7 protein-coding genes are annotated in these 12412 nt (G+C 65.9%); all 7 read right to left on the bottom strand.

Annotation, left to right across the window (positions count from 1 at the left end; genetic code table 11):
* Nucleotides 1-29 precede the first annotated feature (29 nt).
* The 7 genes from SR858_RS09775 to SR858_RS09745 are packed head-to-tail and all read right to left on the bottom strand — an operon-like array spanning nt 30 to nt 12408.
* The gene (locus SR858_RS09775; RefSeq protein WP_019920591.1) at nt 30-884 is read right to left on the bottom strand and encodes a hypothetical protein; all 855 of its coding nucleotides are present in this window, start codon (nt 882-884) and stop codon (nt 30-32) included.
* Nucleotides 885-891: 7 nt separating this feature from the next.
* Nucleotides 892-6069, bottom strand: a complete 5178-nt coding sequence (locus SR858_RS09770; RefSeq protein WP_084669825.1) for a DUF6531 domain-containing protein — start codon at nt 6067-6069, stop codon at nt 892-894.
* Nucleotides 6070-6073: 4 nt separating this feature from the next.
* Nucleotides 6074-7720 carry an OmpA family protein gene (locus SR858_RS09765; protein WP_084669823.1) on the bottom strand — a complete coding sequence of 549 codons (1647 nt, stop codon included), beginning with the start codon at nt 7718-7720 and terminating at the stop codon, nt 6074-6076.
* A 27-nt stretch (nt 7721-7747) separates the two neighbouring features.
* Nucleotides 7748-8740: a hypothetical protein gene (locus SR858_RS09760; RefSeq protein ID WP_154819776.1), complete on the bottom strand. Its 993-nt coding sequence runs from the start codon at nt 8738-8740 to the stop codon at nt 7748-7750.
* Nucleotides 8741-8767: 27 nt separating this feature from the next.
* Complete coding sequence (locus SR858_RS09755) at nt 8768-9700, bottom strand: type II secretion system F family protein (protein ID WP_019920587.1); 933 nt, start codon at nt 9698-9700, stop codon at nt 8768-8770.
* A 15-nt stretch (nt 9701-9715) separates the two neighbouring features.
* Nucleotides 9716-10576 carry a type II secretion system F family protein gene (locus SR858_RS09750; protein ID WP_019920586.1) on the bottom strand — a complete coding sequence of 287 codons (861 nt, stop codon included), beginning with the start codon at nt 10574-10576 and terminating at the stop codon, nt 9716-9718.
* Nucleotides 10573-12408, bottom strand: coding sequence for an ATPase, T2SS/T4P/T4SS family (locus SR858_RS09745; protein ID WP_019920585.1), 1836 nt, complete (start codon nt 12406-12408; stop codon nt 10573-10575). Before SR858_RS09745 ends, SR858_RS09750 begins: the two co-directional genes overlap by 4 nt.
* Nucleotides 12409-12412 lie beyond the last annotated feature (4 nt).

The following is a 12412-nucleotide window of genomic DNA, read 5'->3' as shown; positions in this document are numbered from 1 at the left end:
CTTTCATTGGATGCACACGGCTTCACCGCTTAGCGTTTGCACCGGACCAGCAGGTACTTCGATACCACGCCATTCGCTTCGGGAAATGACCGCAATGCACTTTGCGGATCGCAAGCCTGCTCTAGCTCGAACGCTTCCACGTCGGGATCGAAGGCCTGGATGGTGTCGCTTGCTGCGGTCGCTGCAGACGCGGGCATCCTCGCTCCGTGCGCCTTGAAGTAGGCATACACCTGGGCGGCTTTCGAACCGGGCTCCCATTTATCGAGCAGCCGCAAGGTGTTACGGTCGGCATCCCAGTTGAAAATGCGATAGCCCGGCCTGCCGTTGCGCTGGCCGTTCCGGCTGTACAGCGCCGCCACGATGTAATTGGCCTTGCTGGCCGCATCATGGATGACCGCCGGTTCCTCACCAAACAGAAACTGGCGCTGCTGCGCGCCGGTTTTGCCGTAGCCCAGCCCGTCCGGCTTATCTTGCGGCACGTCGGCGCCAATACGGGTCCAGCCCGCCGCTCGCCCCAGGTATAGCGTGTTGATCGATTCCCGATCCCCGCCCGTGGACATGGGCGCCGCAGCGTTCAGATACCAGTCGCAAAGGCCATCGCCATTCAGATCGATGCGGTAAAACGAAAACCAGTCATGCATCCCGGAGCCGTCTACACGCTCCCAGCCATTGCCTTCCACCACACCGTCGCCGCGCGTGGCACCAGCTACCCAGTTGAACGCGTTTTTGGCTTTTGACAGCGTGTAATATTTATCCGGCAGGACTTTACCTGCAGGCATACGACACGCCGGGATGGTATTCGTCAGTCCGGTGGTCTGACCCGCGGCGGCCGCGCAGGCCGATGCCAGCAGGAGCGGTATCACATTGCGCAAGATTTTTTTCATCAGTAGTTCATTTCAATATCAGTGGTGTAAATTGCAGACCGCCTATCCCTACGCCCCCGGTGCCGGGCCTGACGGTGTTGTCGCCCAGGCTCTCGGTGCAGCGCAGCGATTTCCAGTCGCCTTTCACGGTATGGCCCGGGGCGCCGATGAAGTTTTTCACATAATCATAGGAGTCACTGGTCGTCAACTGTTGATACGTTCTCTTCCACACGCCGCCATTGTGGGCGCGCGCGACCATGGCCGCCAGGTACGCTTCCGATGCAGTCGACTGGTAGGCGATGGCCGCCTCCAGATTTTTTCGCATCAGGGCATGGCTCATCACGGTAAATTTGTCGAAGTCCTGGAAGATCCCCATCAGTAAATCCTTGACGACGGTATCACTCATGATAGCGGTGGTCACCAACGCCTGCTTCGCATCACCGGACAAGTCGGCGCCATTGGAATTGGTGGGCGGCTGAGTTTTAATACGGATCATGTCTACGTAGGCGCGCTCACCAAGCCCAGTTTCCGCAGTGAACCGCGTTTTGTTGGCTGCCGAAAGATTGGCCCAGGCCTGGTTGGCCGCAGCATAGTTGGCCGCCGGGACTGCACTGTCCCACCATGCAACCATCTTGTTGCCACGGACCTTTGCACTTTCCAGCGACGTTTTCATCGGTTGAGTCAGGCCCAGCTGCGTCAGAATATCGGCGCTGAACGCGGTGTAACCACCCAACAATTCCCCGACCAGCGTGCTGCCGATAAACTGCGAACGTCCATATGAAGGCGTGTACACCGGCTCCGTGGTATCTGGCGGACCGTAGAGCAATTGGTCCCTGGGGGTGAAGCACTTGGTGGCGCTACAGTAGTACCCAATGCCGGGGCAACCGGTTGTGGAGCAATCACGGTTGATGCGCGCGGTCTCGTTGGTTTCCGCAGCCGCCTCGTACTTGGCGATACGGCGCAGTGTGATATCGGTACTCGACCCTGCACCGCACGCCAGAATTCGCTGCTTGTTTGCCCCGTTTGCAGTACCCATCATGATATTGATATCGGCATCGCCGGTACCGAATTTAATCGGCGGCAGCAAGGTCGATTTGCCCGGGCACTGGGTCGGGAACAGCGCCTGCCGGTCAGCCGCGATGTAACTGGCGATCAGCTTGGTGGCGTCATCGTCGCTCATATCATTGATGGTAAATTCCGGGATCGCGATCAGGTTGGCACCGTAATGCGCTGTAAACTCGTCCAGCCTGCCGTTCGCACCGGTCCAGGTGGCAGCCTCCTGTCCCACGCCCAGGAAGCTGCCATTTGCGTCCACCAGCAGTCCCGCGCCGTTCTGGGCATATTCATTACGCTTTTGCCCCAATGCGCTGCTATCGCCGCCACCCTGGATGTTATCCACGATAAAGGCCCAGCGTGCCTTGGTATATCCTTGGTCCTGGCCGATGGCCTGGCCATTGGCTTTGGTGGTAATCGCAAAATACCGGATGCGCGCCGCGCCGTCCGGGTCGAAGTAGTCGTTCGGCTGGCCGCCCGCGTAAGCGTACAGGTCCAGCAGCAAATCGCCGGACAGTTCGTTGACGGCGTCTGCCACGCCCTGCGGATCAGGACTGATGAAGCGGCCGCTGCCGGGTTCGAAATAGCGGGCGCCGTGGTAAGCGAGGCCGCTGTCGGCATCGTGGTACTGGCCCACGTAGCGCAGCGGCTGGTGTACCGGGTTGGCGCGGTTCGATGGCGCATCCTGCCACACCACTTTGCCGCCCTCGGTCATGTTCTGCACCAGGCCGGCGCGGCTGGTGTGCAGGTGGAGCGACGTCACGCCGAACAGGCGCGCCTGCACGGTTTGCCACCAGCTGCCGGGGCGCAGGTCGAGCTGCGCCACCGGCCGCGAGCCCAGGTGCACATAGGCAAAGCTGGCCCGGCCGTGGGCATCGGCCTCGGCCACCAGGTTGTTGCCTTCGTACGCCATCAAGGAGACCTGCACCGCACCCTGCGCGTCGGTGACCAGCTTGACCACCCGGCGGCCGCGCGCATCGTACAGGTAGCGGCTGCTGCTGCCGGCGCGCGCGGTGGCGCTCAACTGGCCGGCCGCGTTCCAGTGCAAGCGTTGTTCGCCCTGCGCAGTCGTCACGGTCGCTGGCAGTCCGGCACTGTCGGGCGACGCGCCCGGGCCGGCCAATGGTGCGCGGTCCTGGCCGGCATCGGTGGCCGATGCCGTGGCCGCCATTCCCCCGTCCGGCAAGGCGGAAGGTGCGTCCGCCAGCGCGGCCGCTGTTGCGCTTGAGGTTGCGCTCGTTGTCGCGGTCGCTGTGGCAGCCGAGGTCGCCCTGGCACGCGCGGCCGGCGTGGTCACGCCGTCGGCATCCACGCGCCCGGTATCGATGCGCGGGTAGCGGTCGATGCTGCCGTCGCCGTGGGCGATCTCGGTCGCATACGGCCCGCCAGGCAGCTGTTGCCACTGCACCCGGTCGATCAGCGCCTGGCGTCCGCCCAGCCACGACGGCAGCAGGCCCACTGCAGCGATGTTCGCCGGCAGGCCTTGCGCGTCCAGCGTGGTGGCCAGTTCCAGCGTGCGGCCGGTGTTGTCGGTCAGGATGCGGGCCAGCAACCGGCCGGCCGCATCGTAGCGGTAGGACTGGCTGATCTGCACCGGTTGCGCCAGCGCGGCCGCCAGCGGGCCGGTGGCGGTGATGCGCAGCGTTTCGCTCAGCACCCTGCCCTGGGCATCGCGCACCGTCAGCGTGGTGCGCGCGCCGTCGGCGTCGGTGATGGTTTCTTCGCTGGCCCAGGCGCCGGCATAGCGATACGTGAGCACCTGTTCCGCCGTGCTGGCGCCGGCCGCGTAGCGCTCCAGCCGCAGCAGGCGATCGGCCACGTCCCAGCTGGCGCGCTGGCGGGCACCACGCGGATCAGTGGCTTCTTCGATACGGCCGGCGGCGTCGTAGCGCGCGGTCTGCCAGCCCTGGCCCGGATTGCGGATGGCCACCACGCAGCCATCGTCGTCCAGCAGCCGCTGCGCCTGCGCATTGCGCGTGCTCAGCGCCAGCACATCGCCTTGCGCGGCGGTGCCGATCGCGCCCCACTGCGCCTGCAACAAGGGCGCGCCGCTGGCGTCGCGCCACGCCACCGAACGGCCCCAAAGATCTTGTTCGCTGCCGGCCGGGCTGGCGGCGCCCGGCTGGCGGCCTTCGGTATCGCGCGGGGTGGCAATGCGGCTGCCGTCGGCCAGCACCTGTTCGGCCAGACGGCCGGCGCCATCGTACACGTAGCGGGTGGTCAGGTTGCCCGGCTGCGTAACGCCCGTCAGATTGCCGGCGGCGTCGTAGGCGTACTGCAGCGTACGGGTCTGCGCGGCGTCGGCACCGGCCTGTGTCGCCGCCACGCTGCCCACCTCGGTCTGCCCGCGCCAATTGAGGCGATTGGACGCGATCTGCTGCAGGGCGCCGTCCACGCGGCGCAGCACCACCGGCCGCAGCGCGGCATCGCGTTCGCGCACGTCGGTAACGATGCCGCCTGGCGCGGTGACGCGGCTGACAAAGTGGCCGCTGGCTTCGAACTCGAAGCGGGTGATGTCGGAATCGGCCGGACTGTTCGTCTTGCCGTTGGCCAGCGGCCCATCGACCTGCGCCAGCACGCTCAGGCCATTGACCATTTGGTAGGCGTAGCGCGTGGTGCGCACGATGGCCAGTGGCGCGCCCATGCCCGGCGGCTGCGGTGACCAGCCACTGACCGTCACGCTGATGGGCTGCCCGCGGTCGTTGTAGGCAATGCGCGTGACCGCCTCACGCCCCGGCACCACGCTCGGCCGGGCAATCAGCACCGGCCCGCCGGCGCTGCCTGGCGCGTACTCGTAACGCAGCTGCCACTGCGCTGGCTGGGCCTTGCCCTTGATGTATTCGATACGGCTGACCAGCAGCGCGCGGCCGTAGTGATCCACTTCGGTCACCTGGCTGTGCAGCGCCAGCCCCTGGCTATCGAGCTCGATGGTTTCCAGCAGCCGGCCTTGCGAATCGTAGCGATAACGCTGGTTGGGCGGTCCGCACAGCGCGCAACCGGCGCCGCGCACTTCCAGCAGGCGGTAATCGTCGGCCATGCTGGCATAGCGATACGTGGTCTGCTGGCCGGCGCTGTTCTTGACGACGGTAATGCCGGGCCGCTCGAAGCTGACGGTGACCTTGTCCACGTCGTTGGCGTGGGTAGACAGCACGGCGCGGCCGTCGGCCTGGTAGCCAAAGGTGGCGTAGCGTTGCGCGGTCGGCTTGCCATCCGCGCCCTGGCCTTCGATCGTGATGCCGGTCAGGTTGGTGGGGTGAGCGGCCGCCTCGTAATGGTACTGGCGACCGGTGCCAGCGGCACCCGCCGCGCTGGCCGGATAGCGCACCCGCACCAGGTTGGCCAGCAGGTACTGCGGCGCCAGCGTGGAACTTTTCGGTGGCGGGTTGCCGTATTCGTAGCTGAACCGCCCCACCGGCGTATCGATGCTTTGCACGCCGCGGAAGCGGTCGGCCGCGGCAACCTGCTGGCGGTCCAGGTACGACAGGCGCAGGCTGCGTCCCTGCGGATCGGTGACCTTGACCAGCAAGCCGCGGGCATCGTACAGCAGGCTGAGAATTTCTCCGGTGGCGGCCTTGATCTGCACCAGCTTGCCGCGTTGGTCGAAACTCAGTTCGCGGCCATTGGCCCAGCGCCACAGGTATTCGTCGCGCCCGGCGCCGTTGCGGCGGATGGCAATACTGCCGTTGGCCGGATCGGCGCTGTTGGCCAGCGCCGGGTTGGCCAGGTCGCGGCGGAACATGAAGCTGCTGCCGTCGGCCTGCCAGGCGCGGATGGTGTCGCCGTCGATTGCCAGCTCGGTTTCATACGAGAGCTTCCAGCCGCGTCCCACCAGACCCGGCACCGCTGCCGTGCCGCTGAAGCGGCTGTTGTAGTGGCGCACGATTTCCAGGCCCAGCACGCCGGGGAGCGCCGGCAGGTCGTCCTCGCGCTGGTACTTGTTGCCGGTGATGATGTTGATCGGATTGCCGGCGCCGATATTCACGCTGGTGGCGCCGGGCTGGGTGGCCGGCGCATCGGCAGCGCCGCAGGTGGCGCCGCCGTCGCCCGGGCAGGCCAGCGCCCCCTGCGGCCATGCGGCGGCGCCAGAGAGCAGCAGCGCCGCCAGCGTGGCGCGCCGGCGTGCCGTCAACAGCGATCGAAGCAATGAGATCATGGCGTCAACCTCTCGGCGTCAGTTCGACCACTACGCGCCGGTTGGGCGCGTAGCAGGCTTGCAGCGCGGCGCCGGTCATGCCCGGGCAGCCGCCCGGCTGCACCACCGGACTGGCCGACCCGGCGCCCACCACGTTGATGTGATCGACCTGCAGGCCATGGCCGATCAGGTAGTCGCGTACTGCCTGTGCACGCCGGCGCGACAACTCGAGGTTGTAGGCCTCGGTGCCGATCGGATCGGTGTAGCCGGTCACGGTCAGGGTGTCGTAGGTCTGGCCATTGGTGCTTTGGATTAGCTGGTCGAGCGCGGCGATGCCGGCCGGTTGCAGCGTGGCCTGGTCAAACCCAAACAGCGCGTCGGCGCTGAGGTTGGCCGAAATCGGCACCGGGCAGGTGTTACCCGGTGGTTGCGGCGGCGTGGTGCAACCGCCGAGGGTGCCGCACTCGCCGTCCGGCGGCGGCTCGCCCGTGACCGGCGGATCGCCGGGGTTGGTCGGATTGCCGCCGTTGCCGGCCCCCGGCGACGATACCGGGTGATCGGGTTCGATGGCGTCGGACTGCATTTGCAGGGTAACGTGCGTAACCACCGGCACCAGGCCGTCGTTGATCAGGCGCGTTTGCACGGGATCGGTGCCGGTGTCCTGCCACTTCAGGTACACCTTGTAGATGCTCGAAATGATCGGCACCACCGGCTTGATGCCGTGGGTGATGCGCAGCTTGATCAGGTTGGCGTCCTGCAGCGTCTCGCCCGATGTGGGGCCCACCGAGTTCGGCTTGAACGCCAGGCCGCGATTCGATATCACGCGCTTGCCCTGGGTGTTGAGCAGGGTTTGCAGGGCCGGATCGTTAAAGTCCTGGAATGCTTCCTTCGTCGGGTTCAGCATTTCGATGGAGGCATTGGCTTCCACCGATACCTTGGCCGCCGCCAGCGAATCCGCCAGCTTGGCGGCGGTTTCGCCGCCGCCGAACATCGGCACCAGTCCTTCGGTGTAGGCGTTTTTGATGGCGTCGAGTTTGGCGTTGCCCACGCTGCCGGCGCGCGCGGCCAGCATCGCTGCGTGGTCGAGCTGGTTTTTTGCGAAGAACAGCTGGCTGTATTGCACCGTGCCCAGCCCCATGATGGTCAGGATCGGCGCTACCACGGCCAGCTCCACCACCGCCGCGCCACGCTGGCGCCCGCGCATGGCGGCGCGCACCGGGGCGGACGGCGGCGCGCTGGCCGGTTGCGCCGGCGCCGGCGACAAAGGCGCCAGCACTTCCCAGTGCGACCGCGGATCGTGCAGCCGGTCGCCAGGTGCGATGTTCCAGCGCACGATGCTGCCCGCCGCCAGTTCCAGCGTGTGGCGCGCCCCGGCGCCGCCAAGGCTGGCGCGCCACGGCCGCAATTGCGGCACGCACTTGCGCACCACGCCTTCGCGGTCGAGGTACAGCACGTCGATGGTGAAGCGCATGAAGCACGTATGCACACTGGAACAGCCGGGCAACAGCAGCGCGGCACCGGGAGCCAGCCCGGCGCGCCCCATCAGTCCCATGAAACGGCTGGCGAAGCCGGCGGCGCGGTGCACCGCCAACCGGTGATCGCCGCTGCAGGTGCGGAGCCAGGCATCACCAGGCGGTGCGTTTGCGGCATCAGGAACGGGATTGTTGGTCATGGTCGGTAGGCGTTGGTGGAATGGGGGTCAGGCCAGCAGTTGTTGTGCGGCAGACTGCGTCGCTGCAATATAGGGGCGGTACACGTCGATCAGACGGCGATAGCGCGGCAGGTGAAAGCGCAGTTCCAGTTCCATCGCCGCCTGGCCACTGATCGCATCGGAAAAATAAGGCCGGGTCAGAACGTTATGAAACAGCACGTGCTGGTCCTTGAGTTTCTTGCCGAGGTGACGGTCGATCAGCATCAGCGCCGGCGGGTAACGGAACGTGCGGCCGCCATCGATTTTCTCGATCACGATCGCCCAGGCCAGCGCGCCGTCGCCGGCCTGCATGAATACCAGCCGTTTCGCCGTGCTCAAGGTTTCGGCGTACGGAAAATCGGGCGCCAGCGCCGCCATCAGCATCAGGCTGACGGCGGGCGTAAACAGGCCATTGTTGTCGCAATCCATCGCCACGCGATGATCGGGCTCGTACACATTCCACCAGTAGTGGGTATCGAGTGCCAGCGGCTCGCTGTCGTCGCGCACCGCTGGCTTGCCCTCCTTGGGCAGCGTGATAAGCGGTGGCGTGAGCGTGCAGCGGGCAGTCGATTCCACGTACCAGTTGGCCTGGTTGCGCCGGATCTCAAACTCGGCGTGCCGATGCGCGGTGTTCAGCAAGCGCATGACCGCGGCATCGGCCACCAGGTCCAGAGGCGCGGGCTGCTGTTGCAGGGACAGGATGCCCACCTGCAAATAATTCCGGCACTCCGGCAAGTCCAGGCGCTGGGACAGTTCGCGGACCATGCCGACATCGTCGGCGAGCACCGGCTGGCCGTTTGCGCCGATTTTTTGCCGCAGCTGCTCGACCATCAGCGCCCGGCCCAGGCCATTGATCAACGGTGCCGGCAGGTGTTCGCGCATCCACACCGCGCGCGCATAAAATGCGCGCCAGCCGTCGGCGATATCTTGCTCGATCAGCGCCAGCCACTGGTCGAGCAATTCCTCGGCGTTGCTGGTCAAAATGTCCTGTAATACAGTCATTGCAATAGGCGGGTTTAAAACGAAGGCTCACACACCGGGGTGCATGAACTTCATTACGATTGGAAAGAACAGCACGATGAACGTGCACGGAAAAATAAATGCGATCAACGGAAACAGCATTTTCACCGGTGCTTCCATCGCCAGCTTTTCGGCGCGTGCAAAGCGCTCGGTGCGGCGCTGGTCGGCCTGGGCGCGCAGTACCGGCCCCAGGTTCATGCCCATGCGTTCGGCCTGGATCACGGCGGTGATGAAATGGGTGACGTTCGGTTCGCTCAGGCGGTCGGCCATGGCGCGCATGGCCTCGGCCCGCGCCTTGCCGGCGCGGATGTCGCGCAGCACGCGCTGGATCTCGGTGCGCAGCACGCCGCGCGGGCCCTTGTCCACCGACTGGTTGAGCGCGCCCTGCAGGTTCAGCCCGGCTTCCACGCACAGCGTGATGATGTCGAGATAAAACGGCAGCGTCTTGAGCAGCTCGCTGCGCCGTGCCCGCATCAGGTCGCGCAGCCAGAACGACGGATAGAAAAAGCCCAGCAAGGCGCCGCCACCCATCACTTCGAGATACAGCATCAGCGAAAAACCCACCTCGCCGTCGCGTGCATGGTCAAAGCTGGACAGGCCCCACCAGCACAGCAGCGCCAGCAGCCCGGCGCCCAGCAGGCGTGCCGCCAGCAGTTGCGCTGGCGAGACGGTGTAGTCCAGCCCCGCCTGGCGCAGCTTGGCCAGCATGGCGGCGCGGCGGTTTACCGACATGATCGGGCCGACGAAATGGCTGATCCACTGGATTGGCCACCATACCAGCCGGAAACCGAGCGGCGGCGCATCCTTGTACGACCGGTCTTCGCGCGGCACTTCCGCCAGCGCCGCACTCACCAGCCACACCAGCAGCGCCACCGACAGGCCGCTGGCCAGCGCCACGGCGACGATCAGCGCGGTGCCATGTTCGAGCAATAATTTTTCCATGGTTCTCTCCCCGGCTCAGACGTCGATCGCGATGATCTTGCGGATCACGTACACGCCCATCGCTTCGAGCACGAACAGCACCGCCAGCGTGGCCCAGCCGATGCGGCTGTGCCACAGCAGGTCCATCGCCGCCGGCTCCAGCTTGGCCAGCACCAGCGCCAGCAGCACCGGCAGCAGGCCCACCACCCACGCCTGCAGCTTGCCTTGCGCGGTAAGCGCGCGGATCTTGCCTTCCATTTGCAGACGGCTGCGGATGGTGCCGGCGGTGCGCTCGAGCGCTTCGGCCAGTCCGCCGCCGGTCTCGGCGGCAATGCGCATGGCCGACACCACCAGGATCGTGGTCTGGGTGGGCATGCGGTGCGCCAGGTTGTTCAGGCTTTGTTCGAGGGTGACGCCGATGCGCTGTTCGCGCAGCATCAGCGAAAACTCCTGGCCCAGCGGCGCCGGCGCTTCCTGCACCAGTTGCGCCAGCGCCGAACCGAAGCCGGCGCCGGCGCGCATGCCGCCGGCCAGCATCATCAGCGCATCGGGCAGTTGCAGTTCAAAATTGCGCATGCGGCGCACGCGCATGCGCGCATACAGCAGGCGCGGCGCGAATGTCAGCGCGGCCACTGCCACCAGCGCCAGCAGCACGCTGCCGGTCACCAGCCAGGTGAGCAAGGCGCCCGCCAACATGGCGCCCACGTTGAGCATGAACAGCTGGCGCGGATCGATGAACAGGAAGAATTCGCGCACGCGGAACTGGGCACGCTCGGTAAAGCTCGACTTGTAGCGCTTGAGCGTGCCACTGCCCACCTCGATCGCCAGCCACGCCAGCATGCCGGCCGCCAGCGCGATGACCACGCTGAGCACGGTCACCGTCATGGCGGGGGTCATGAAGCCCTCCGGTCGACATTGCTGCGGTTGCGCCAGTCGCGGCGCTCTTCCCGCTCCATGCCGGGCGGCAGCGTGGGCTTGAACATATCCATGTCCAGTTCGTTGCCGACGGCGCGCAATTCCTCGTAAAAGCCGGGCACCATGTCGCAGGCGGTAAAGTAGCCCTGCACTTTTTTCAGGCCGTGCTGGTCCGGGTTGCCATAGCCCTGGCTGACGTAGCGGAAAATTTCCTGCAACTGGATCTTGCCGCTCTCCATGCCGGTCAGCTCGGTGATGCTGGTGACCTTGCGCGAACCGCACGCAAAGCGGCTCTGCTGCACTACCACGTCCACGGCCGAGGCGATCTGTTCGCGGATGGCGTTCAGCGGCAAGTCCATGCCGGCCATCAGCACCATGGTTTCCAGCCGGGCCAGGCCGTCGCGCGGGGTGTTGGCGTGCAGCGTGGTCAGCGAACCCTCGTGACCGGTGTTCATGGCTTGCAGCATGTCGAGCGCTTCGGCGCCGCGGCACTCGCCCACCACGATGCGGTCGGGCCGCATGCGCAGGGTATTCTTGACCAGGTCGCGGATCAGCACCCCGCCCTTGCCTTCCACGTTGGGCGGCCGCGATTCCAGGCTGATCAGGTGTTCATGGTGCAGCTTCAGTTCGGCCGCATCTTCCACCGTAATGATGCGTTCGCCGGACGGAATGAAGTTCGACAGGATATTCAGCAGCGTGGTCTTGCCCGAGCCGGTACCGCCCGAAACGATGATGTTCTTGCGCGACTCGACGCAGATGCGCAGGAATTCCGCCATGTCCGGACTGACCGCGCCAAACGTTACCAGGTCTTGCGCGGTCAGGCGGCGGGTGGCGAATTTCCGGATGGTCAGTGCCGGTCCCTTGAGCGCCAGCGGCGCAATGATGGCGTTGACCCGCGAGCCGTCCTTGAGGCGGGCATCGACCATCGGCGACGATTCATCGATGCGGCGGCCCAGCGGCGCGACGATGCGCTCGATCACGCCCAGCACCGCGCGGTCGCCGGTAAACGTGAGCGCGTGGCGTTGCAGGCGGCCGTTGCGTTCGATATAGATTTCATCGTAGCGGTTGACCATGATCTCGCTCACCGTTTCGTCCGCCAGCAGCTCTTCCAGCGGCCCCAGTCCCACGGCTTCGTCCAGTACCTGGCGGCTCAGCACGTCGCGATCGAGTTCGCGCGGCAGGTCGTTTTCCATTTCAGCAAGAATTTCGCGGATCACCCGGCTGCTCTCGGTGCGCAACTGCGCATCGCTCATGCTCGAGACATCGTGGCGGCGCAAATCCATGGTGTCGAGCAGCTTGGCGTGGATCCGCTTGCGCCATTCGAATTCCAGTTCCTTGCGGCGTGGGTCGGCCCCCACCACCAGCGAAAACGGCTTGCTCGCACCTTCCGCGCGGGCCACCTCGGCAGCCTGCTCGGCCAGCTGGCGCGAGGTGTTCAGTTCCTCCGTGGCCTGGCGGTTGCGGGCGGGCGCGGCGCTCGACCGCGACTGCGGCGCGGCAGCCTGCACCGTGGGCGCTTCCAGCATGCTGTTGAGTACCCGCAGCTTGTAGGGACCGATGCCGATGACATCGCACGCGGCCAGCGGGCCATGCTGCGACGCCACCCGCTCGCCGTTCACCGACAGGCCGCCGTACGAGCCCAGATCCTGCACCAGCACCCCGCCCGGGGTGCGGTACAGCCGTGCATGCTCCTTGCCCACGCGCCAGCCGTCGAGCTTGACGTCCACATGGGCACCCTTGCCCAGCAGCGCCTCGTCCGGCGTTTCCAGCAGGCGGATCTCGCCGTCGCCACTGATGATTTCGATATCGAGCATGGGA

This window comes from Duganella zoogloeoides (assembly GCF_034479515.1).
Lineage (GTDB): Bacteria > Pseudomonadota > Gammaproteobacteria > Burkholderiales > Burkholderiaceae_D > Rugamonas > Rugamonas zoogloeoides.
The sequence above is the reverse complement of the archived record's forward strand: the minus strand, read 5'-3'. Positions and strand labels throughout refer to the sequence as shown.

Coding starts and splice junctions, on each gene's coding strand:
- SR858_RS09770 (WP_084669825.1), bottom strand. CDS start 6,069: ATGATCTCATTGCTTCGATCGCTGTTGACGGCACGCCGGCGCGCCACG.
- SR858_RS09765 (WP_084669823.1), bottom strand. CDS start 7,720: ATGACCAACAATCCCGTTCCTGATGCCGCAAACGCACCGCCTGGTGAT.
- SR858_RS09745 (WP_019920585.1), bottom strand. CDS start 12,408: ATGCTCGATATCGAAATCATCAGTGGCGACGGCGAGATCCGCCTGCTG.
- SR858_RS09750 (WP_019920586.1), bottom strand. CDS start 10,576: ATGACCCCCGCCATGACGGTGACCGTGCTCAGCGTGGTCATCGCGCTG.
- SR858_RS09775 (WP_019920591.1), bottom strand. CDS start 884: ATGAAAAAAATCTTGCGCAATGTGATACCGCTCCTGCTGGCATCGGCC.
- SR858_RS09755 (WP_019920587.1), bottom strand. CDS start 9,700: ATGGAAAAATTATTGCTCGAACATGGCACCGCGCTGATCGTCGCCGTG.
- SR858_RS09760 (WP_154819776.1), bottom strand. CDS start 8,740: ATGACTGTATTACAGGACATTTTGACCAGCAACGCCGAGGAATTGCTC.